The organism is Agreia sp. Leaf335 (assembly GCF_001423605.1).
Lineage (GTDB): Bacteria > Actinomycetota > Actinomycetes > Actinomycetales > Microbacteriaceae > Agreia.
Map to the genome: position 1 here is coordinate 240,558 of NZ_LMOQ01000002.1, position 21,881 is coordinate 262,438.

19 protein-coding genes are annotated in these 21,881 nt (G+C 65.8%); 10 read left to right on the forward strand and 9 right to left on the reverse strand.

What is annotated here, in order from left to right:
* Positions 1 to 26: 26 nt before the first annotated feature.
* Together ASF79_RS07220 and ASF79_RS07225 are read left to right on the forward strand one after the other, a co-directional pair.
* A complete protein-coding gene (locus tag ASF79_RS07220; RefSeq protein ID WP_055853450.1) occupies positions 27 to 926 on the forward strand; it encodes a sulfurtransferase in 900 nt (299 codons plus the stop codon).
* Between the two features lie 32 nt (positions 927 to 958).
* The gene (locus tag ASF79_RS07225; protein WP_055781205.1) at positions 959 to 1,396 is read left to right on the forward strand and encodes a SufE family protein; all 438 of its coding nucleotides are present in this window, start codon (positions 959 to 961) and stop codon (positions 1,394 to 1,396) included.
* 1 nt (position 1,397) lies between these two features.
* Here ASF79_RS07225 and ASF79_RS07230 read toward each other — a convergent pair whose 3' ends face one another.
* The gene (locus ASF79_RS07230; protein ID WP_055853452.1) at positions 1,398 to 2,573 is read right to left on the reverse strand and encodes an alpha/beta hydrolase family protein; all 1,176 of its coding nucleotides are present in this window, start codon (positions 2,571 to 2,573) and stop codon (positions 1,398 to 1,400) included.
* A gap of 112 nt (positions 2,574 to 2,685) precedes the next feature.
* Here ASF79_RS07230 and ASF79_RS07235 point away from each other — a divergent pair, with 112 nt between their 5' ends.
* The 5 genes from ASF79_RS07235 (at position 2,686) to ASF79_RS07255 (ending at position 8,551) form a co-directional block, all read left to right on the forward strand.
* On the forward strand, positions 2,686 to 3,282 hold the full coding sequence (locus tag ASF79_RS07235) for a DUF3000 domain-containing protein (protein WP_055853454.1): 597 nt from the start codon (positions 2,686 to 2,688) through the stop codon (positions 3,280 to 3,282).
* Positions 3,283 to 3,346: 64 nt separating this feature from the next.
* On the forward strand, positions 3,347 to 4,540 hold the full coding sequence (locus tag ASF79_RS07240; RefSeq protein ID WP_055854548.1) for an HRDC domain-containing protein: 1,194 nt from the start codon (positions 3,347 to 3,349) through the stop codon (positions 4,538 to 4,540).
* 74 nt (positions 4,541 to 4,614) lie between these two features.
* A complete protein-coding gene (locus ASF79_RS07245) occupies positions 4,615 to 5,826 on the forward strand; it encodes a thiolase family protein (protein ID WP_055781197.1) in 1,212 nt (403 codons plus the stop codon).
* Positions 5,823 to 7,967 carry a 3-hydroxyacyl-CoA dehydrogenase NAD-binding domain-containing protein gene (locus tag ASF79_RS07250; protein ID WP_055853456.1) on the forward strand — a complete coding sequence of 715 codons (2,145 nt, stop codon included), beginning with the start codon at positions 5,823 to 5,825 and terminating at the stop codon, positions 7,965 to 7,967. The genes ASF79_RS07245 and ASF79_RS07250 overlap by 4 nt, the downstream gene beginning before the upstream one ends.
* A gap of 38 nt (positions 7,968 to 8,005) precedes the next feature.
* Positions 8,006 to 8,551, forward strand: a complete 546-nt coding sequence (locus ASF79_RS07255; RefSeq protein WP_082495748.1) for a dihydrofolate reductase family protein — start codon at positions 8,006 to 8,008, stop codon at positions 8,549 to 8,551.
* On the opposite strand, the gene dxs is transcribed toward ASF79_RS07255, so the two are convergent.
* The 5 genes from dxs to dut form a co-directional block, all read right to left on the reverse strand.
* A complete protein-coding gene (dxs, locus tag ASF79_RS07260; protein ID WP_055853459.1) occupies positions 8,548 to 10,485 on the reverse strand; it encodes a 1-deoxy-D-xylulose-5-phosphate synthase in 1,938 nt (645 codons plus the stop codon). The two genes, ASF79_RS07255 and dxs, sit on opposite strands and share 4 nt — an antisense overlap.
* A gap of 136 nt (positions 10,486 to 10,621) precedes the next feature.
* Entirely contained in the window at positions 10,622 to 13,441 is a 2,820-nt protein-coding gene (locus ASF79_RS07265) for an aconitate hydratase (RefSeq protein ID WP_055781186.1), read from the reverse strand.
* A gap of 165 nt (positions 13,442 to 13,606) precedes the next feature.
* The gene (locus tag ASF79_RS07270) at positions 13,607 to 14,332 is read right to left on the reverse strand and encodes a DUF3159 domain-containing protein (RefSeq protein ID WP_055781184.1); all 726 of its coding nucleotides are present in this window, start codon (positions 14,330 to 14,332) and stop codon (positions 13,607 to 13,609) included.
* On the reverse strand, positions 14,332 to 15,003 hold the full coding sequence (locus tag ASF79_RS07275) for a DUF3710 domain-containing protein (RefSeq protein ID WP_055781182.1): 672 nt from the start codon (positions 15,001 to 15,003) through the stop codon (positions 14,332 to 14,334). The genes ASF79_RS07270 and ASF79_RS07275 overlap by 1 nt, the downstream gene beginning before the upstream one ends.
* Positions 15,000 to 15,488, reverse strand: a complete 489-nt coding sequence (gene dut, locus ASF79_RS07280; RefSeq protein WP_200933550.1) for a dUTP diphosphatase — start codon at positions 15,486 to 15,488, stop codon at positions 15,000 to 15,002. Before dut ends, ASF79_RS07275 begins: the two co-directional genes overlap by 4 nt.
* Positions 15,489 to 15,528: 40 nt before the next feature.
* Here dut and ASF79_RS07285 point away from each other — a divergent pair, with 40 nt between their 5' ends.
* Entirely contained in the window at positions 15,529 to 15,960 is a 432-nt protein-coding gene (locus tag ASF79_RS07285; protein WP_055781178.1) for a DUF3093 domain-containing protein, read from the forward strand.
* A gap of 30 nt (positions 15,961 to 15,990) precedes the next feature.
* On the opposite strand, the gene ASF79_RS07290 is transcribed toward ASF79_RS07285, so the two are convergent.
* Positions 15,991 to 16,284 (reverse strand): DUF4193 domain-containing protein, encoded by a 294-nt coding sequence (locus tag ASF79_RS07290; protein WP_055781175.1) that lies wholly within the window; start codon positions 16,282 to 16,284, stop codon positions 15,991 to 15,993.
* Positions 16,285 to 16,444: 160 nt separating this feature from the next.
* Here ASF79_RS07290 and sepH point away from each other — a divergent pair, with 160 nt between their 5' ends.
* Entirely contained in the window at positions 16,445 to 17,626 is a 1,182-nt protein-coding gene (gene sepH / locus ASF79_RS07295; RefSeq protein WP_235500682.1) for a septation protein SepH, read from the forward strand.
* A 6-nt stretch (positions 17,627 to 17,632) separates the two neighbouring features.
* On the opposite strand, the gene ASF79_RS07300 is transcribed toward sepH, so the two are convergent.
* A complete protein-coding gene (locus tag ASF79_RS07300) occupies positions 17,633 to 18,700 on the reverse strand; it encodes an alkaline phosphatase family protein (protein WP_235500683.1) in 1,068 nt (355 codons plus the stop codon).
* 189 nt (positions 18,701 to 18,889) lie between these two features.
* On the opposite strand from ASF79_RS07300, the gene ASF79_RS07305 reads away from it, so the two are divergent.
* Positions 18,890 to 21,415 carry a DNA gyrase/topoisomerase IV subunit A gene (locus ASF79_RS07305; RefSeq protein WP_082495749.1) on the forward strand — a complete coding sequence of 842 codons (2,526 nt, stop codon included), beginning with the start codon at positions 18,890 to 18,892 and terminating at the stop codon, positions 21,413 to 21,415.
* Positions 21,416 to 21,490: 75 nt separating this feature from the next.
* Here ASF79_RS07305 and ASF79_RS07310 read toward each other — a convergent pair whose 3' ends face one another.
* A complete protein-coding gene (locus ASF79_RS07310) occupies positions 21,491 to 21,718 on the reverse strand; it encodes a DUF7455 domain-containing protein (protein ID WP_044438448.1) in 228 nt (75 codons plus the stop codon).
* Between the last annotated feature and the right edge of the window lie 163 nt (positions 21,719 to 21,881).

Here is a 21,881-nt window from a genome sequence, read left to right on the forward strand (position 1 = left end):
GAGTGCACTCCCAGGAGGAACCACCCATGACCGTCGCCGCCGATCCGTCGCCCCGCTTCGCCGAATTCGCGCATCCGGAACGCCTCGTGAGCACCGACTGGCTGCAGTCGCACCTGGGCGAGACCGGCCTCGTGGTGGTCGAGTCCGACGAAGACGTGCTGCTCTACGAAGTCGGTCACATTCCGGGGGCCGTCAAGATCGACTGGCACACCGACCTCAACGACCCCGTGGTGCGCGACTACATCTCCGGCGAGCAGTTCGCCGCCCTGGCCGCATCGAAGGGCATCTCCCGCGAGAGCACGGTCGTCATCTACGGCGACAAGAACAACTGGTGGGCGGCCTACGCCCTGTGGGTCTTCACCCTGTTCGGTCACGCGGATGTGCGGCTGCTCGACGGCGGTCGGGATGCCTGGATCGCCGAGGGTCGGCCCGTCACGACAGACGTCTCCAAGGTCGTCGCCGCGTCCTATCCGGTCGTCGAACGCGACGACGCACCCATCAGGGCGTTCAAGGACGACGTGCTCGATCATCTGGGCAGTCCCCTCATCGACGTGCGCTCACCCGAGGAGTACACGGGGCAGCGCACCACGGCACCCGCATACCCCGAGGAGGGCGCTCTACGGGCCGGCCACATCCCCACGGCCCAGAACGTTCCGTGGGCGAAGGCCGCGGCGCCCGACGGCAGGTTTCGCGCTCTCGCCGAATTGAACGAGATCTACCGCGAGGGCGCAGGCCTCGTCGACGGCGACGAGATCATCGCGTACTGCCGTATCGGCGAGCGATCGAGCCACACGTGGTTCGTGCTCACGCATCTTCTCGGCTTCGAATCGGTGCGCAACTACGACGGATCGTGGACCGAGTGGGGAAGCGCCGTTCGTGTCCCCATCTCCACCGGAGAGGCCCCGGGAGAAGCCACGACCAGGTAGTCGGGTCGTCGGATAGGCGATAATTCATAGACATGGATGCGACAGAACTCCCCGACTCCCTCGCGGAGATCCGCGACGACTTCCTCGATCTCGAGATCAAGGAGCGGCTGCAGCTGCTGCTCGAGTTCTCGAACGAGCTGCCCGAGCTGCCCGAGCGCTATCGGGACCATCCCGACCTCTTCGAACGGGTAGAAGAGTGTCAGTCGCCGATCTTCATCGTGGTCGAGGTCGACGAGCAGAAGGCGGTCCACCTCTTCGCGACGGCTCCGGCGGAGGCTCCGACCACCCGGGGCTTTGCCTCGATCCTCGTGCAGGGCATCGAGGGGCTCTCGGCGTCGCAGGTGCTCGGGCTCGCCGACGACTACCCGAGCATGCTCGGGCTCACCGCTGCGGTCTCTCCTCTGCGCATCCGTGGAATGACGGCGATGCTCGCGCGGATCAAGCGACAGGTGCGCGAGCGAGTCGCGTGAGTCAGACCTCGAGAAGCCACGCTCTGATGGCCTCGTTCCAACGTTCGGGATCGTAGTTCCAGAGCTTCGTATGCCGAGCGATCGAGAAGGGTACGAAGGTCACGATGTCGGCGCGGAGCTCGGCCAGTTTTCTGCTCGACACGCTCGACACGTATCCGTCGTCGTCGCTGTGCAACAGCAGGATGCGCGTGTCGAGTTCTGCGCTGCGTGCCACGAAGTCGAGGCGGTCGAGATCGACAGCCCTCTCGAGCCCCGTGGCGACCGTGCCCCACTCGTGCGTCAGGGTGGCGAGGGCCGCCGTCTGAACAGGCGCGGGAATACCGAGCTGCGTGCTGCGGTAGCGCAGTGTCTCGTGCCAGTCGATCACCGGTGAGTCGAGCACGACGCCGTCCATCACGTGCTTCAACCGTGATCGAGTCGCGACCTGGAGCACCGTCGCGCCTCCCATCGACCACCCCATCAAAATGACGCTCGTCGCGCCCGCCTCGACGGCGTAGGCCAGGGCTGCGTCGACGTCCTCCCACTCCGTCTCCCCCAGCCGGAACCGGCCATCGGAGCTGCGCGGCGCATCCCCGTCGTTGCGGTACGAGACGAGAAGCGAGGTGTACCCCGCCTCGTGGAAGACCCGGCTCGCGCGGAGCGTCTCGGCGCGCCTCACCGCGCGTCCGTGAACCTGGATGACCCACCTCGTCGAGTCGGGATCGGCTGCGGGAATCAGCCACGCCGGAGCATCTCCGACGGGGGTGGCGATGGATACGTTGCGGTAGGGGAACGGGAACTCCCGCGGATGCAGGAAGAACCAGCCGCTGATGCGACCGGTCGACGCCTGTTCGAGGTCGCCGAAGTCGACCTCGAGGATGGAACGGGTCACGGCGCCGTCGGCCACGGAGATGATCTCGCCGATGCGCGCGTGGCCGCCGCTGCGATCGAACCACAGGCTGTATCGGCCGGGAAGCAGCGTGTCGGCCGTGGCACGCAGCGTGATCGTTCCGGCCTCGAGGTCGACCGATTCGATGGTCGCGTCCTCGGAGGGATGCTTCGGGGGGACCACGACAGAACGAGAGACGAGCGTCGTGAGGACGGCCGCCGCAGCCGCAGTGGCGGCGGCCAGCGCTCCCGCCGCGATGGTGGCGATGGCCCAGACGGGTACGGGACGGCGGTCGTCGGGTGCGGTCATAGTGGTGTGGTCTCCCTGTCGTCGACACCCGAGACGGGCCGGAGCCCGCTCGCAATGGTCGTCACCGGCGTGCCTCCGGCGCGCAGCATGCGGGAAACTCTAGTCTGCAGACGTGTCCGACACTCCAACCACGTCCGAACTCCCTGCTGCCTTCGAGGCTGCCGTGGCAGCGGTCCGTGCAGCCGCGACCCGACCCGAACTCGTCGTCTCTGAGATTCCGTCGCCCGCGAACCTCGCCCCGTACTCGCTCGCGCTCGCCGCAGACGTGAATCCCGAGCGGCACGGCTCCGACTCGGAGCTCGGCACGGGTCGATTCATCCTTCTCCACGATCCCGACGAGCCGGAGGCCTGGGGCGGCGCCTTCCGTATCGTCTGCTTCGCGCAGGCGCCGCTCGAGACCGAGATCGGACTCGACCCGTTTCTGGCCGATGTCACCTGGTCATGGCTCGTCGATGCGCTCGACACCCGCGGCGCTCGGTACTCGGCCGCTTCCGGCACGGCGACGAAGATCATCTCCAGTGGGTTCGGCGAGTTGAAGTCGCAGGGCGACGGCGCCCAGATCGAACTCCGAGCATCCTGGACCCCCGACGATTACGACGTGACGGCGCATGTGGAAGGCTGGGGGGAGCTGCTCTGCATGCTCGCCGGCCTTCCCCCCGCGATCGACGGAGTCACACAATTGAATGCGAGGCGCTTCGGGCGTGACTGACGATAACGAGACCATCCCCGACACCGGCGCGGCAGTTCAATCGCCGGAGTCGGCTCCGCGCACGCTGGCGCTCGCCGTCATCGACACCCGCGAGGCCTACCTCGAGGCCGTCGATCTCATCGCCGCCGGGCACGGGCCCATCGCGGTCGACGCGGAGCGGGCATCCGGTTTCAAATTCTCGCAACGCGCGTACCTGATCCAGCTTTACCGTCGCGGCGCCGGCAGCTTTCTCTTCGATCCGCCCGCGATCGGATCGTTCACCGAACTGAACGACGCGATCTCCCGCGAGGAGTGGATTCTCCACGCCGCGAGCCAAGACCTGGCCTGCCTTCGCGAGGTCGGTCTCGACCCCCGGGTGATCTTCGACACCGAACTCGCAGCCCGGTTGCTGGGCATTCCGCGGGTCGGGCTCGGCAGCGTCGTCGAGGAGTTCCTCGGCATCCACCTCAAGAAGGAGCATTCGGCGGCGGATTGGTCTCGTCGGCCTCTGCCCGAGTCGTGGCTCGAGTACGCCGCTCTCGATGTCGAGCTTCTCCCCGATCTGCGAGACAAGCTGGCCGAGCTCCTGATCGAGAACTCCAAAGCGGTGATCGCCGCGCAGGAGTTCGAGGCGACGAGGACGAAGGAACCCAAACCCGTCGCCGCAGAGCCGTGGCGTCGGCTCACGGGGGTCCACTCGCTCCGCAACCCCCGCAATGTCGCCGTGGCGCGGTCGCTGTGGATGGCGCGAGACGCGCTCGCCCGCGAGATCGATGTGTCGCCCGGCCGACTCGTCCCCGATTCCAGTCTGGTCGCAGCGGCGCGGGTCCTTCCCGAATCGAAGCGAGAGCTCGCGGCGCTGAAGGAGTTCTCCGGTCGGGCGAGCCGTACGGAGATCGACCGGTGGTGGGCCGCCCTCGAATCGGGCAAGGCGGCAACCGATCTGCCGGTCAATCGACGCAGTGAAGACACCCTTCCGCCCCCGCGGAGCTGGTCCGACCGCAATCCCGAGGCCGATTCCCGGCTGAAGGCCGCCAGGGCGGCACTCGCGGAGCTCTCGGAGTTCGTCAACATCCCTGTCGAGAACCTCCTCACGCCCGAGATCCTGCGCCGTATCGCGTGGACCCCGCCGGAGCCCATGACGGCTGACGCGATAGCGGCGTCCCTCTCGGAGCTCGGCGCACGCCCCTGGCAGCTTGAACTAACTGCACAGCCGATCGCCCAAGCCTTTGTCGATGCCCACCAAAAGCCAGAGAACGAGCCCGAAGCCTCGTCGTAGGAACAGTCAAAGGATTTCGACCACTCATTGGCCCCGCCTAGGATCGTCTCGGTTCTCAACCAGAAGGAGGCAAAGTGGCCGAAATAGCCGAAGTCGTATTTGTTGATGGGGTGCGTACACCCTTCGGGCGTGCGGGCGAAAAGGGCATGTACTGGCAGACCCGCGCAGACGATCTGGTCGTGAAGGCGATCATCGGTTTGCTGGAGCGCAACCCGTCGGTTCCGAAGGAACGCATTGACGAGGTTGCCATCGCAGCGACCACGCAGCAGGGAGACCAGGGCCTCACACTCGGCCGTACAGCGGCCCTGCTGGCAGGACTCCCCCAGTCTGTTCCGGGCTTCGCCATCGACCGCATGTGTGCGGGAGCGATGACGAGCGTCACCACCCTGGGCAGCGGAATCGGCTTCGGAGCATACGACCTGGCCATCGCCGGTGGCGTGGAGCACATGGGTCGACACCCTATGGGTTTCAACGCCGACCCGAACCCCCGCTTCCTCGCTGAGAAGCTGGTCTCGGAAGAGGCACTGAACATGGGGTCCACGGCCGAGCGCATCCACGACCGCTTCCCCTCGCTCACCAAGGAGCGATCCGACCGCTACGCGCTTCGCAGCCAGCAGAAGGTCGCCGCCGCCTACGAGGCAGGCAAGATCCAGCCCGACCTCATTCCCGTCGCGACGCGCAGCGCTTCGGGATGGGGACTCGCCACCCGTGACGAGGCTCCCCGGCCCGAGACCACCATGGAAGGCCTCTCCGGGCTCCGTACGCCGTTCAGGCCGCACGGCCGGGTCACGGCCGGCAACTCGTCGGGCCTCAACGACGGAGCGACGGCCTGCCTGCTCGCCAGCGGAGCAACCGCGAAAGAACTCGGCCTCACCACGAAGATGAAGCTCGTCAGCTTCGCCTTCGCGGGCGTCGAGCCGGAGATCATGGGCATCGGACCGGTTCCGTCGACCGAAAAGGCGCTCCGCAAGGCCGGGCTTTCGATCACCGACATCGGACTCTTCGAACTGAACGAGGCGTTCGCGGTACAGGTGCTGTCGTTCCTCGATCACTTCGGTATCGACGACGACGACCCCCGCGTCAACGAGTACGGCGGCGCCATCGCGATCGGCCACCCGCTCGCCTCGTCCGGTGTGCGCCTGATGAACCAGCTCGCACGCCAGTTCGAGGAGCACCCCGAGGTGCGCTACGGCCTCACGGCCATGTGCATCGGTCTCGGTCAGGGCGGCACCGTCATCTGGGAGAACCCGCACTACAACAAGAAGGCGAAGGCAGCGAAGCGATGACCGACTACTCCACGATCGACTTCTCCTCTCTGGCCGAGCTGTCGGCCGACGAGGTCGTCACCCACTCGTACGTCCGCGATATCCCGCTGCCGAGTGGCAAGATCCTCGCCTTGATCACGCTCGACAACGATCGTGACCACACGCGTCCGTCCACCCTGGGGCCCAACTCGCTACTCGAGTATGGAGCGACCCTCGATGCCCTCGCCGTGCGGGCGTCCGCCGGCGAGATCCAGGCCGTCGCCGTCACCGGAAAGCCCTACATCCTCGCCGCCGGTGCCGACCTGTCGAAGGTCGGCGACATCCCCAACCGCGAGCTGGCCAAGCAGATGGCGCAGCTCGGGCACTTCACCTTCGGCAAGATGGCGGCGATCGGCGTGCCCACGTTCGCCTTCATCAACGGTTTGGCACTGGGCGGCGGTGTCGAGGTGGCCCTCGCGGCCGACTACCGCACCATCGATTCCTCGATTCCGGCTCTGGCGCTTCCCGAGGTGTTCCTCGGTATCATCCCGGGCTGGGGTGGCGCGTATCTCCTGCCCAACCTCATCGGCATCGAGAACGCCCTCAAGGTCGTCGTCGAGAATCCGCTGAAGAACAACCGCACGCTGAAGGGCCAGCAGGCCTTCGACCTCGGCATCGCCGACGCGATCTTCCCACCCGCCTCTTATCTGGAGCAGTCCCTCGTCTGGGCGGACGGCGTACTCACGGGACGCGTCCCGGTCTCGCGCCCTAACGCGCCCGGCAAGCTCGAGCGCCTCGTCAAATGGGATGCCGCGATCTCGATCGCGCGCAAGATGCTCGAGTCGAAGATCGGCACGGTCGCCGCCTCACCGTACGCCGCGCTCGACCTGCTGAAGGCGGCGAAGTCGGGATCGGCGGAGGAGGGTTTCGCGCGTGAAGACGACGTTCTCGCAGACCTGATCTCCGGGGATCAGTTCCGCGCGAGCATCTACTCGTTCAACCTCGTGCAGAAGAGAGCGAAGCGGCCGGCCGGCGCACCGGACAAGGCCCTCGCCAAGCCGGTCACCAAGGTGGGCGTCATCGGCGCCGGGCTCATGGCCAGCCAGTTCGCGCTCCTCTTCGTGCGTCGGCTGCGCGTTCCCGTCGTGATCACCGATCTCGACCAGGCCCGCGTCGACAAGGGTCTCGCCTACATTCGCGACGAGATCACCGCTCTCAAAGACAAGGGCCGCATCGGCGCAGACGAGGCCAACCGGCTCAGCGCTCTGGTGTCGGGCACGACGAACAAGGCGGACTTCGCCGACGCCGACTGGGTCATCGAGGCCGTCTTCGAAGAGCTCGGCGTCAAGCAGGATGTCTTCGCCGACGTCGAGAAGTACATCTCTGACACGGCAGTGCTCGCGACCAACACCTCGTCGTTGTCGGTGGAGCAGATCGGTGCGAAACTCGCCCACCCGGAGCGGCTCGTCGGCTTCCACTTCTTCAACCCGGTGGCCGTGATGCCGCTGATCGAGGTCGTGAACACGCCGGCGACCGACGAGTCCACCTTGAGCACGGCGATGGTCATCGCCGCGAAGCTGCGCAAGAACGCTGTCATCACCCGTGACACGCCAGGATTCGTCGTCAACCGCATCCTGGCGAAGCTGCTCGGTGAGGCCATGCACGCCGTCGACACCGGGACACCGTTCGAGGTCGTCGACAATGCCCTCAAGCCCTTCGGATTGCCCATGACGCCGTTCGAACTGCTCGAGCTCGTCGGTCTCAAGGTGGGGGCGCACGTGCTCGACACGCATCATGCTGCCTTCCCCGACCGGTTCTTCGAGAGCACGAATCTGCACAGGCTTGCAGAGCACGGCAAGATCTTCGATCGCGACTCCAAGGGCGCGATCAAGGGCTTCGACAAGAAAGCCGTGAAGATCGTCACCGATGGTGGACCTGGCGGAACGGCCCTCACCGAGGCGGACCTCCTGCGCCGGGTCGAGGACGGTCTCGCCGACGAGATCAAGAGGATGCTCGATGACGAGGTCGTGCACGCGCCCGAAGACATCGACCTCTGCCTCATCCTCGGCGCGGGCTACCCGTTCCAGATGGGTGGAGCGACGCCGTATCTCGACCGTGTAGGAGCGAGCGAGCGGGTGTTCGGAGACACGTTCCACCACCCGCCGATCGTCGGCACCGACTAGCGGCATGACCGTCGGGGGCTCGTCCTAGTCTGTGAGGCATGACCTTTCAGTACTACGTGGCGAGCACCCTCGACGGGTTCATCGCCGACTCAGACAACCGCATCGACTGGTTGCTCCGTTTCGGCACGGCAGACTTCGACGACGCGTATCGACGATTCCTCTCCGGAGTCGGTTCGATCGTCATGGGGTCGAGAACCTACGAGTTCCTGCTGACTGAGTCTCCCGATGACTGGCCGTACACGGTGCCCACCGTGGTGCTGACGCACCGCGACCTTCCCCTCGCTGCAGCCGGAGCAGACATCCGGTTCAGGAGCGGCGACATCGAGGCGGTGGCAGCCGAGCTCGACGCACTGGCAGGTGAGCGATCGACGTGGATCGTCGGAGGCGGTGATATCGCCGCTCAGTTCGCGGCTGTAGGCCGTCTCGATGCCATGATCGTCACGCTGATGCCGGTGATCCTCGGCTCGGGCGTGCCGCTGCTGCCCGTCAAAGACCTTCGACACCTCCACCTCGTCTCGACCGCACCCCTCGGGCAGGGCGCTATCGAGCTCAGCTATGCGGTGTCGACACCCGGTGACGACTAGCGGGTGATGCGGCTCTCGTTCTCGTTCTCGCCCTCGAGGGGGCGCGCGATCGGAATCTTGCTGCCGAGCACCTGGGCTACGACGTCGCGCGCGATGTGCTGTGGGGTGAGGCCGACCCGCTCCATGATCTGCGCGCGTTCCGCGTGATCCAAGAACTCGTCTGGTAGCCCCAGCTCGGTGACCGCGGTATCGATACCCGACTCTCGAAGATCCTGTCTGATCCTCGTTCCGACCCCGCCGACGCGGATGCCGTCTTCGATCGAGATCACGATGCGGTGCTCGGCGGCGAGGTCGAGCACACTGCGCGGAACAGGAACGACCCAGCGTGGATCGATCACCGTCGAACCGATACCCTGCGCGGCGAGCCTTTCGGCCACCTCGAGGCCTGTCCTGGCCATCGGGCCGACGGTCACGATCAGCACGTCCTTGCGCTCGTGCTCGACGAGCACGTCGACACCGTCGTCGAGGCGGCGTACGGCGGCGATCTCCTCGCCCACGCTGCCCTTGGGGAACCGCACGACCGTGGGTCCGTCAGAGACGGCCACCGCCTCGCCCAGCTCCTCGCGGAGCCTCTCGGCGTCGCGTGGCGCGCTCAAGCGAATGTTCGGAACGACCTGCAGGATCGCGAGATCCCACATGCCGTGATGGCTCGGCCCATCGGGACCTGTCACGCCGGCCCTGTCGAGAACGAAAGTCACGCCGGCACGGTGCAGCGCGACATCCATCAGCACCTGGTCGAACGCGCGGTTGATGAACGTGGCGTAGACGGCGACCACGGGGTGGAGCCCGCCGAAGGCCAGCCCGGCGGCGGACGTGACGGCGTGCTGTTCGGCGATGCCGACGTCGAAGACGCGGGCGGGGAATCGCTCCGCCAGCTTGTGCAATCCGGTCGGACGCAGCATGGCCGCGGTGATGCCCACGATCGTGGGGTCCTTCTCGGCCAGAGCGACGATCTCGTCGCTGAACACGCCCGTCCACGACGGAGCGCTCGGGCCCCCCAGAGCCTCGCCGGTCTCAGGGTCGATCTGACCTACCGCGTGGAACTGGTCGGCGATGTCGCTCAGGGCGGGCTCGTAGCCACGGCCCTTCTCTGTGATGGCGTGCACGATCACTGGCTGGGCGTATCGCTTCGCCTGCAGCAGGGCCTCCTGCATGGCCTGCAGGTCGTGACCGTGGATGGGGCCGATGTACTTGATGTCGAGATTGGAATAGAGCGCCTCGTTGTTCGAGAAACGGCTCAGGAATCCGTGGGTGCCACCGCGGATGCCGCGGTAGATCGCGCGGCCCGGCCCACCGAAGCGATCGAAGAGCTCGCGCGACGACTGATGCAGGTTGCGGTACTTGGTGTTGGTGCGAACGGAGTTCAGGTAGCGCGCCATGCCTCCGATAGTCGGAGCATAGGAGCGACCGTTGTCGTTCACGACGATCACCAGTTTGCGCGTGTTGTCGTCGCTGATGTTGTTGAGAGCCTCCCACGTCATGCCGCCGGTGAGGGCGCCGTCGCCGACGACGGCGATGACGTGACGGTCGTTCTGGCCCGTCATCTCGAAGGCCCGGGAGATGCCGTCGGCCCACGAGAGCGAACTCGACGCGTGCGAACTCTCGACGACGTCATGCTCGCTCTCTGAGCGCTGCGGGTAGCCTGCCAGGCCACCCTGCTGGCGGAGCCGGGAGAAGTCTTGTCGGCCCGTCAGGAGCTTGTGCACGTAGGACTGGTGGCCGGTGTCGAAGACGATCGCGTCACGTGGCGAATCGAATACGCGGTGAATGGCCAGGGTCGTCTCGACGACACCGAGATTGGGACCAAGGTGTCCCCCGGTCTTCGATACCTCGGCGACCAGGAACTGGCGGATCTCGGCAGCGAGCTGAACGAGCTGCTCCTGACTGAGAGCGTCGAGATCCCGGGGACCTGAGATGTTCTCCAGCAGGCTCATGCAGACGGCCCTTCCATTCGTGAGGACCGATCGGCCCCTCGTTCGAGTCTATGACGGATCGTTCCGACGACCGCTCGGAACGACGGAGCGCCCTCGAGGATGCTATGACGCATCCAGCGAGGGCGCTCATGTTCGATCAGGCGACGAGGCTCCGCAGAACGTACTGCAGGATCCCGCCGTTGCGGTAGTAGTCCGCTTCGCCCGGGGTGTCGATGCGCACGACGGCGTCGAACTCGACGATCTGCTTACCCTCGGGCGACTGCTCGCTCGGCGTGGCCGTCACGCGCACAGTGCGCGGGGTGACTCCGTCGTTGAGCTGTTCGATGCCCGCGATGCTGACGATCTCGGTTCCGTCGAGTCCGAGCGAGGCCCAGGACTCTCCGGCGGGGAACTGCAGCGGGACGACGCCCATGCCGATCAGGTTCGAACGGTGGATGCGCTCGAAGCTCTCGGTGATCACGGCCTTGACGCCGAGGAGGCTCGTGCCCTTCGCCGCCCAGTCGCGCGACGAGCCGGAGCCGTACTCCTTGCCGCCGAAGATCACTAGAGGCGTCGATGAGGCCGCGTAGTTCTGCGCGGCGTCGTAGATGAACGACTGGGGTCCGTCGGCCTGCGTGAAGTCGCGGGTGTAACCACCCTCGACGCCATCGAGCAGCTGGTTCTTGAGCCGGATGTTCGCGAAGGTTCCGCGGATCATCACCTCGTGGTTTCCACGACGCGAACCGTAGGAGTTGTAGTCCTTGCGGTCGACGCCGTGCTCGTCGAGGTAGCGGCCGGCGGGGCTGTCGCCCTTGATCGATCCGGCAGGGCTGATGTGGTCGGTGGTGACGGAGTCGCCGAGCTTGGCGAGGACACGAGCGTTGACGATGTCGGTGACCGGAGTCGTCTCCATGGTCATGCCGTCGAAGTACGGAGGCTTCCGGACGTAGGTCGATTCGGAATCCCACTCGAAGGTCGCGCCCTCGGGTGTGGGAAGCGAACGCCAGCGCTCGTCTCCGTCGAAGACACCCGCGTACTCGTGCTGGAACATGTCCGTGTCGATCGACGAGTCGATCGTCGACTGCACCTCGGCGGCGTCGGGCCAGATGTCCTTCAAGAAGACGTCGTTGCCGTCGTTGTCGGTTCCGAGTGCATCCGTCTCGAAGTCGAAGTTCATCGATCCGGCGAGGGCGTAGGCGATGACCAGGGGCGGCGACGCCAGGTAGTTCATCTTCACGTCGGGATTGATTCGACCCTCGAAGTTGCGGTTGCCGGAGAGGACAGCGGTGACGGCGAGGTCGTTGTCCTGCACAGCGGAGGAGATCTCCTCGAGCAGCGGACCGGAGTTACCGATACACGTGGTGCAGCCGTAGCCGACGGTGTAGAAGCCGAGATCCTCGAGGTACGACGTGAGGCCCGCCTTCTCGTAGTAGTCCGTGACGACCTTCGATCCGGGCGCGAGCGTGGTCTTCACCCACGGCTTCGCCTTGAGGCCCTTCTGGCTGGCGTTCCGAGCCAGGAGGCCGGCGGCCAGCATGACGGACGGGTTCGACGTGTTCGTGCACGAGGTGATCGCCGCGATGGCGACGGCGCCGTGGTCGAGCGTGAAGTTCGTGCCGTCGTCGAGCGATACGACCGTGGGCTTGGACACGGTCTTGGGTGCGTGGCTCGAGTGCGAGTGGCTGTGGCTGTGCGACGGGTCTGCATCCTCCGGTGACAGTTCACCGGGATCTGATGCGGGGAAGGAACCGGTGCCGACGAGATCGACGATGTCGTGTTCGACACGGGCGTAGTCGTTCAGGTCGTGCTCGAACTGGTTCTTCGACTCGCTCAGCTCGATGCGGTCCTGGGGACGCTTGGGGCCGGCGATGGAGGGCACCACCGTGGCCAGGTCGAGTTCGAGGTACTCGCTGAAGACCGGCTCGACACTCGGGTCGTGCCAGAGCGTCTGCAGCTTGGAGTACGCCTCGACGAGCTTGACCTGCTCCTCGCTGCGGCCCGTGAGCCGCAGATAGTCGAGAGTCACGTCGTCGATCGGGAACATGGCCGCGGTGGAACCGAACTCAGGGCTCATGTTTCCGATGGTGGCGCGGTTCGCAAGAGGGACCTCGGCGACACCCGCACCGTAGAACTCGACGAACTTGCCGACGACTCCGTGCTTGCGCAGCATCTGCGTGATGGTGAGCACGACGTCGGTCGCGGTGACGCCGGTGGGGATCGCTCCGGAGAGCTTGAAACCGACGACTTTGGGGATGAGCATCGAGACGGGCTGGCCGAGCATGGCGGCCTCTGCCTCGATGCCTCCGACGCCCCAGCCCAGCACGCCCAGGCCGTTGACCATGGTGGTGTGGGAGTCGGTGCCCACGCAGGTGTCGGGGTAGGCGCGGAGGACACCGTCGACCTCGCGGGTCATCGTGACACGTGCCAGGTACTCGATGTTGACCTGGTGGACGATTCCCGTTCCCGGCGGGACGACCTTGAAGTCGTCGAACGCGGTCTGTCCCCAGCGCAGGAACTGGTACCGCTCGCCGTTGCGCTCGTACTCGAGTTCGACGTTGCGCTCGAGAGCGTCGTCGGAGCCGAAGAGATCGGCGATGACGGAGTGGTCGATCACCATCTCCGCGGGTGCGAGCGGGTTGATCTTGGTGGGGTCTCCACCCAGGCTGCCGACGGCTTCACGCATGGTGGCCAGGTCGACGATGCAGGGAACACCAGTGAAGTCCTGCATCACGACGCGGGCCGGGGTGAACTGGATCTCGGTGTCGGGCTCCGACGTCGGAACCCAGTTGCCGATGGCCTCAATGTGCTCCGCGGTGATGTTGCCGCCGTCTTCGGTGCGCAGGAGGTTCTCGAGAAGCACCTTCAGACTGAAGGGAAGTTTCTCGTAACCGGGGACCTTATCGATGCGATAAACCTCGTATGAGTCGTTTCCGACCTTCAGTTGATCTTTCGATCCAAAGCTGTTGACTTTCGACACGTCGCCTTCTCCTTCGAGCTCCTGAAGTCAATCTTTGTCCCGCGGAACGCTCGAGGGCTAGCAAGGCTAACCTAACCGCTCGGTCGCGGTGGGCCTCGGTGCGAGTGCCCGCATGTATCTTGACGTCAAGATAAATCGTAACACCGCAAATGGTGATGCACGCGTTCAGACGCGGGTGTCGGTCTCGCTCTTGCCGTGTCCGAACGCGGTTCGGACGAGCAGCCAGGTGACCCACAGCATGGCCGCGTAGAGCGGTACGCCGAGGATCAATTTGACCGAACCCAGGGCTGCAGCCTGGCCCGCGAGGTAGAGAGGTCCCTCGACGCCGAGGCGCAGGGCGAAGAGCCCGACCCAGCACCAGGTGGCGACGAGGACGACCCTGAACTTCGCCCGGTCCGACCTCCACCCGGTCGAGTCGCCGGTGAGCAGACCCACGATGACACCGATGAGCGGCCATCGGACGATGATCGAGATGAGAAGCACAACGATGCTGATCGCGTTGATGATGAGGCCGGGGAGGAAGTTGTCTTCGGCCCGGCCGGTGAAGAGCGCGAGGGCGGCCGAGATGGCGACGCCCAGGAGGCCGGTCACGGCGGGCATGACGGGGCTGCGAGTGACCGCTCTGACGATGATGAATCCCACCGCCACGATGACGGGGGCGACGACGCTCGGGGTGAGATCGCTCGTCACCGTATAGATGACGAGGAACGCGAGCCCTGGGAGAAGAGACTCGACGAGTCCTCGCACTCCCCCGATGGCACGGATGAGCGACGCCGCCGTGGGAGTCTCCCCCGGCGTCACTTGGCCGATTCCTGCCCTCCGTGCCGCATCCGCGAATGTCTGCGACAGGCTCGGGGCCGGCGCGCGGTCGTCGGACTGCGGATCGGACATCAGGCGCTCGTGGGAGGCGTGGCCGTCGCGGCCGTCTTGGGCATGTTGAGAGGAATGAGGTCGCGCGGGGGCATGGGCTGGGTTCCGCGCACGACGACGACGCTCCTGAAGAGCTCTTCGATCGCGAGCTCGGCGGCGGGGTTTGTGAGCGCCTCTCCGGCGATGACGCCGCGAAGGAACCAGCGCGGTCCGTCGACGCCGACGAAGCGCGCGAGGCGCGACGATGGAGAGGCGTCCGCGGATGCGCCCGCTGCGACGGGGACTTCTCCGACGAGCTCCGGGCCGAAAGCGCCTTCGCGCTCCGTGCTCGTGCCGCCCTGCTTGATGATCTGGTCTTCGATCTGAGCGCGGATCTCGTGCCAGAGCCCCGTCGACCGGGGAGCGGCGAAGGCCTGCACCTGCAGGGTCGATCCTGCGTAGTCGAGGCCTACGGCCACGACGCGATTCGTTCCCTCCTCGACCTCGAGTCGCAGATGGAGCCCTTCGCGCGGAAGGATCTTGAGGCCGCCGAGGTCGACGTACGGGCGAGCGGGGTTCGCCTCGTCCGCGTCGAACGGTCCTTCTTCTGCGCGATTCTCGGGTGCCGACTTCGTGTCGAGCGGCTCCTGATCTTCGATCTCGTCGATCGACTCGACGGCTGCGTCGTCGTTCGGCTTCTGCAGATCGCTCATGCGTTCTCTCCTTGTGATTCGGATGCTGTGGGCCCCTCGGTCGAACGAGACGCGGAGTACCCGGTCGAACCGAATCCCCCTGCTCCCCTGTCGCTGCCGGGAAGGGTGTCGACGGGAATGAAGACCGCCCGGGAGACCGGCATAACGATGAGCTGGGCGATGCGATCCCCGACGCCGATATCGTACGGCACGGTGCTGTCGGTATTCAGGAGTGCCACCTTGATCTCGCCCCGGTATCCGGCGTCGATCGTGCCCGGTGCGTTGACGATCGTGATGCCGTGCTTCGCCGCGAGTCCGCTGCGCGGGACGACGAAAGCCACGAAGCCGTCGGGAAGGGCGATGCTGACTCCCGTTCCCACCAGGCGACGCTCACCGGGCGTCAGCGTCAGAGCCTCGGCGGATGTGAGATCGGCACCCGCATCACCGGGATGCGAGTAGCGGGGAACATCGGCGGCCTGGATGAGAACTTCGACTGACTGGGTCACGCAGTCGAGGGTAGTGCAGTTTGTCTGATCGAATAGGTGCATGTCTTCGTATCGTGAGCGGCTCTGGCCCTCAATCTGGATCTATCTCGCCACCGCGCTCGTCATACCCGCGAGCATCCTCGTGCTGGCGCCCGTGAACATCGTCGCCGGAGTCATCGCGGCCGGCGTCCTCTTCGTCGGACTGGCGGGAATCTTCATCGTCCTCGCCCCGGTCATCGAGGTGCGGGACGGGATGCTGACCGCGGGCAAGGCTCGGATTCCTGTCGAGTTGCTCGGAACGCCGTCGGTCTACAGAGGCGGTGCAGCCACTCTGCAGCGCGGTCAGCGCCTCGATGCGCGTGCCTGGCTCTGCCTTCGAGGCTGGGTGGATCCGGTCGTAAAAATACCCCTCGAGGATCCGGACGACCCGACGCCGTACTGGCTCGTGTCGTCCCGGAATCCCGAGGGGTTGACGGCTGCTCTGTCCGCCTAGGCGGCGGGGCCGTGCGTGCTGTGCTCTGCGTCAGGCAGCGCACTCCACGCAGATCGGACCGAGCTTCTCTTCGTGATCGATCTGCGAACGGTGCTTCACGAGGAAGCAGTTGACGCAGGTGAATTCGTCGGCCTGCGGGGGCAGGACGACGACGTCGAGGTCGAGGTCGGAGAGGTCGGCGCCCGGCAGCTCGAAACCGCCGGGGTTGTCGGAATCGTCAACATCTACGACACCAGACATCTTGTCTGGAACGCGCTCTTTGAGCGCTTCAATCGACTCCGAATCGTCGTCGTTCTTGCGCGGAGCGTCGTAATCAGTTGCCATGCCCATCCACTTCTGAGGAGATTGATAAAACCAAATCGGCGGCGTTAGTTTGCACGAAAGCCACCGGAATAGCAATTCGGATTCGAGTCCGCATCACCCATCGACGCCATCAACTTGCGGCACGCCCGTTACATTCCCGATATTCGGCCGAGAACGTGGCATGGTCGTAGCAACAGTGACCGCTGGAGGCCCCTTCACCATGCAGGAATTGACAGTAATCGGCGTCGAAGACGGCGCCCTCCTTGTTGCATCCGACGCCGGCGAGCGATACCGCATCGCCATCGACGACGTGCTTCAGAGTCGAATCAGACAGACCCTCACGCCGTCGAGCACGGGCAAACGTGTGTCTCCCCGCGAGATCCAGGGCCACATCCGTTCGGGTCTGTCCGCCGAAGAGGTGAGCCGGCTCACGGGAGCCGACCTCGACTACGTCGAACGGTTCGAGGGGCCGGTCCTTGCCGAACGTGCCTACGTCGTGAACTCGGCACTCAAGGTCGCGGTGCAGATCGACTCCGCTCTCGATCCTCTGGGCGAGGAGCCCACGTCTACCTTCGGCGAAGCCATCCAGGAACGACTCGAGGGTCTCGGCGCGTCCGACGAGCGCTGGGCCAGCTGGAAAGACGAGACCGGATGGATCGTCAAGCTGTCGTTCACCGCCAACGAGATCGATCACGACGCCCGGTGGCAGTACGACCCCAAGCGGCACGCCCTCACACCACTGAACACCGAGGCCGTCACGCTGTCTCAGAACGGCGAGATCACCGAGGGGCTCATTCCGAGGCTGCGCGTCGTCTCTCCTCGCGTCGAAGCGGAGGAGTCGCCCGCGGCGACTCCCGCCCCGGTCGCGACGAACGACACGGCGCCCAATCCCGAAGTGATTGCCTACGGTCGCAGCGGGTCGTCGGGCGAATCCTCCCCCGCCGCAACCTCCGCCGCCATCTCGCGCTCGGAGGAGCGGCCCGCTGAGAATCTGAACCAGACGGCAGATCTCCTCGAGGCACTCCGCCGCCGACGGGGCGAGCGCGAGGCCGCTGTCTTCGTCGACGACTTCGACGACAGTGGCTCGGCTCCCACATCGCCTCCCGCCGGCGACAGGGCCGGATCGCAGCGACCTTCTGACGCTCCGCGTGAAAAGCGCGACGCCGAGGCGCGACCCACGCTCACCTCGTCGATCTGGGCTTCAGCCGCGCGCAACGACACCCTCGACGGCATCGACGCCCCCGAATCCGACTCGCCGGCCCCGACCGCGTCGCAGCCCAAGCCGCCGCGGCGCAGTCGTGCCGCGATGCCGAGCTGGGACGAGATCGTCTTCGGTGCTCGGACGGACGACGACCTCGCCTGACACCGATCAGCGCTCGAAGGCGCCGAATCTGAGCAGCGGAACAATCAGCTCGTCGGGGTTCCACGATCCGTGCTGGCCGACCATCCGGCGTGACGGGTCGTGGGGCTTCCGGGCGTCGTAGTACACGACGTTCTTCGCGGCGGCGATGATGATGTCGCCGATGCGCGGCCTGACCGCGTCGTCGACCTCGCCGAACCAACCCGCATCGATCGCCTCGTCGCGGGTGAGCACCCACGCGCGATCACCTTCGGACTCGCGCCAGGCATCCAGTACCGAACGGCGCACGTCTGCCGAGGCATCTGCGGCGAAATGCAACTGAAGACACCGCGGATCTCCCGCGATATGGACGACCCGGTCGAGCTGAGCGTCTGCGCCGAACAGCACCTGTGACGTCTCGGGCACGTCGATGACGCCGTGGTCTGCCGTGAGCAGAACCCCTTCGTCGGCACGCAGCGTGCGCACGAAAGCCTGCATCGCCGCGTCCAATTCCTCGAGCAGATGCGTCCACCTGTCGGACTGCCACCCGTGGGCGTGAGCCGCCATGTCGAGTTCGGGGACGTAGACATAGGAGATCGAGCGGGAGTCGCGATCCAGCACCGACCGGGCGGCTTCGAACCGGTCGGAGATCGAATCGGCGGCCACGTAGCGGGCACCGCGGAGAACTGCGTCGGTGAAGCCCGAGGATTCGTATCTCTTCGGTCCGATGGCCGTCGCGTCGATTCCTGCGGCAGTGGCGCGCTCGAACACGGTGGCGCGCCTCTGCCAGACGGCGGGCTCCATATCGGGCCCCCACCCGGTCAGTTGATTCGCGACCCTGTCCGATGCCGGGATGAGAGCCGAATAGCCCACCAGTCCGTGCTGACCGGGCGATGCGCCCGTGGTGAGCGACGTGAGCGCCGCAGCGGTGGTGGTGGGGAAGCCGCTGACGAGCGTCGCCTTCTTGAAGAAGCGAGACGTCAGAAATCGCGCGTGGCCGGTGCGCTGACGAAGGGCGGATGCGCCGAGCCCGTCGACGAGGACGACCACGGCCTTCGACACGGCGGGAAGATCCAGGCGATTGTCCGCCGATGTCACGGCCGCGAGGCAACTGGGCAACACGTCCGACAGACGAGGCTCGTCGGATCGGGTCGCCGGTAGCATGGGGGGCATCGGGGCCAAGTCTGGCACACGTGACGGCAGGATTTCTCGTCCCGATCACGAACCGAACGTCGACCGATCTCGCACCGGTGCGCCGCCTTTCTTCGAAGAAAGCCCCATTCAGGTATGACCCCTCAGACACCAGACGCCCCCGAGACGCCCGAGAAGATCCTCGACGTCGACGTCTCGACCGAGATGCAGGACTCGTTCCTCGAGTACGCCTATTCGGTGATCTACTCTCGTGCTCTGCCCGACGCACGAGACGGACTCAAGCCGGTTCAGCGTCGCATCCTCTACCAGATGAGCGACATGGGGCTCCGTCCCGACAGAGGGCACGTCAAGAGCGCCCGGGTCGTCGGCGAGGTCATGGGCAAGCTGCACCCCCACGGCGACACGGCGATCTATGACGCGCTCGTGCGCATGGCCCAGCCGTGGACGCTGCGCGTCCCCCTCATCGACGGGCACGGCAACTTCGGCTCGCCCGACGACGGGCCCGCGGCTCCCAGATACACCGAGGCGCGGCTCGCCGCAGCGGCCCTGGCCATGACCGACGGCCTCGACGAGGATGTCGTGGACTTCGTGCCCAACTACGACAACCAGTTGACCCAGCCCGACGTGCTTCCCGCGGCATTTCCGAACCTGCTCGTCAATGGCGCCGCGGGAATCGCTGTGGGAATGGCCACCAACATGGCTCCCCACAACCTCGTCGAGGTCGTCGCCGGTGCTCGCTACCTGATCGAGAACCCCGACGCGTCGATCGATGACCTGATGTCCTTCATTCCGGGCCCGGATCTGCCCGGGGGCGGAACGATCGTCGGGCTGGCCGGTATCCGCGATGCGTACACGACCGGCCGAGGCAGCTTCAAGACGCGGGCCCGAGTGAGCATCGAGAATCTCACCGCGCGCAAGGTCGGACTCGTCGTGACCGAGCTGCCCTACCTCGTCGGAACCGAGAAGGTCATCTCGAAGATCAAAGACGGAGTGACGAGCAAGAAGCTCGCCGGTATCTCCGACGTTACCGACCTGACAGACCGCACGCACGGACTGCGGCTCGTCATCGGCATCAAGACCGGCTTCAGCCCCGACGCCGTGCTCGAGCAGCTCTACCGCTACACCCCGCTCGAAGAGTCGTTCAATATCAACAACGTCGCCCTTGTGCGAGGCGAGCCGCAGACTCTCGGCCTGCGCGATCTGCTGCAGGTCTACATCGACCACCGCATCGAGGTGATCACGCGGCGTACGCGTTTCCGACTGGCGCGCAGAACCGAAAGACTGCACCTGGTCGAAGGGCTGCTCATCGCAATCCTCGACATCGACGAGGTCATCCAGGTGATCAGGGCGAGCGACGACACCGAAGCCGCACGCGTGCGACTGATCGACGTGTTCGAGCTGAGCGTGCTGCAGGCGGACTACATCCTCGAACTGAGGCTTCGACGGCTGACCAAGTTCTCGCGTATCGAGCTCGAGGCCGAGCGAGACTCCCTCCGCAGAGAGATCGAGGAGCTCACCGCCCTGCTCGGCTCCCCCGCCCTCATCCGTCGTGCCGTCTCGACCGAGCTCGACGCCGTCGCAGAGAAGCTCGGAACCCCTCGCCGGACGCTGCTCACCGAGGCGAAGCCCGGTGCAGCGCCCGCGTCGCGTCGAGCGCAGCCGGTCGTACTCGAACTCGCCGACACCGCCTGCGTGATCGTCCTCAGCACCACGGGCCGGGCCATCCGGATCGACTACCCCGAGGGCACGGATGCCCCGCCGCTTCCCGGAGCCGCGGCTCGTCGCGCCCGGCACGACGCGGTGCTCTCGCTCGTGAGCACCACGAGTCGCAGCGAGGTCGGCGCAGTCACGACACTCGGCAGACTCATCCGTATGCCCGTTCTCGACCTGCCTGTCGTGCCGATCAACTCCGTGCAGCTCGCCGCCGGGGTGCGCATCGCCGAGTACCTCGGACTCGACACGAAGAGGGAACGGGTGGTCGGTCTCGTCTCGCTCGATTCCAGCGTGCCGATCGCCCTGGGCACCATCGGCGGAGTCGTGAAGCGGCTGATTCCCCAGGATTACGCGAACAAGCCCGACTTCGAGATCATCGCCTTGAAGCAGGGCGACCACGTCGTCGGGGTGGCCCAGCCGAGCGAGGAGAGCGAGTTGGTCTTCGCCGCCTCCGACGCTCAGCTGCTCCGGTTCTCCGTGAACTCGGTGCGCCCACAGGGGCGTACGGCCGGGGGCATGGCCGGCATGAAGCTGTCACCCGGTGCCCGGTGCATCTTCTTCGGCGCGGTGGCACCCGACGAGGGCGCTGTCGTCGCGACGGTGGCCGGTAGCACGTCGATGCTCCCCGGTACGGATCCTGGCAGCGCCAAGGTATCTGACTTCTCCGAGTTCCCCGCCAAGGGCCGTGCCACCGGAGGTGTGCGGGCACAACGATTCCTGAAGGGCGAGGACATCATGGTGCAGGCCTGGGTCGGCCCGCAGCCGCCGCACGCCGTCGGAACAGACGGAGTGGTGCGGCAGTTGCCCGACGGTGGGGCCCGCCGCGACGCGTCAGGCACGCCACTCGAGGCGATCGTCGGATCGATCGGTGCCACGATGGCATCGCGGATGCCGGTCGGCCCGGGCTCCGGGACGGTCGACGACAGCGACTCCGTCGAGACCGACTGAGTACACAGATACGAAGAGAGGCCGTTCCCATCGGGGAACGGCCTCTCTTCGTCTATCAGACGTTACGTCGTGACCCTACTTCTCGAGGAGTCGCGCGGACTCGTCGAGCCAGCTCTTGGCGAGCGGCGAAAGCTTGTCGTGGAACTTCTTGCCGTGGTGCGAGCAGAAGAAGAGTTCGCTGCCGGACTCCATCTCTACTCGAACGTACGCCTGCGCGCCGCAGCTGTCACAGCGGTCTGCGCCGGTCAGTTGGTAGGTGGTCTCTTCGGTGATGGTGCCGTTCTCCGTTGCTGTTGTGTGCATGTGATGCTCCTCACGCCTCGCTGCTCGACAACCGATCTAGTTATCAAATCACGGGTAGCTTTGGCCGGTGCCGCTTTCGCTCGTGTTTCGCTCTGCGCGTACGTCGAATCAGGTCATTCGTGTCGGTGGACCGGCACACCCCGGCGGGAAACTACAGTTGATC